Raw genomic sequence first — 518 nt, 5'->3', positions numbered from 1 at the left:
CATGCGTCCGGCGCGCGAATTGGCGCGCCGCTTCGGCGTTTTTTCGGTCGAATCCGCGTTTCGCGCGACCGCTCGAGCCATTGTCATTGAGCCGCGGGGTCTAGCAGGCCTGTGCCAACCATTTTTATCGCGGCGCGCCCATCGGTGCTGCGCCGCCGGTCCGCGTCGCGACGCGTCAAAGGGACGCTGCCGGAAGCAGCGCCCCGCACGCGGCGCGCGGACCACGCAATACAGGACACGATTTTCATGAATCCAGCAGTCAAGACCTACAAAGGTTACGAAATTCACCCGCTCGTCTATCCGCGCCGCCCCGCGGGCGCGCAAGTCACCCGCAGTCCGGGCGCCGGTTACGACGCGTCGGTGCGGATCTGCCGTGTCGGCGCCAATCCGGCGGCCGAGGGCCGGGTGTTCCGCCTGCAGTATCTGTTTCCGTTCGACGGCACGGGCAAGGCACGCATCGCGTGCATGGCGCATGCGGAACGGCTGATCGACGGCCAGGTGAACGGCCAGTCGGTCTC

The 518-nt window shown here is 67.0% G+C and carries 1 protein-coding gene; it reads left to right on the top strand.

Features of this window, described 5'->3' with window-relative positions:
- Window positions 1–246: 246 nt before the first annotated feature.
- A partial coding sequence (locus tag VSR34_RS38335; RefSeq protein WP_342965224.1) for a hypothetical protein occupies window positions 247–518 on the top strand: 272 nt, incomplete at its 3' end.

It is taken from the genome of Paraburkholderia sp. JHI2823 (assembly GCF_038900695.1).
In the GTDB taxonomy this organism is placed as follows: domain Bacteria; phylum Pseudomonadota; class Gammaproteobacteria; order Burkholderiales; family Burkholderiaceae; genus Paraburkholderia; species Paraburkholderia mimosarum.
This window is presented reverse-complemented; position numbering and strand designations above follow the sequence as displayed.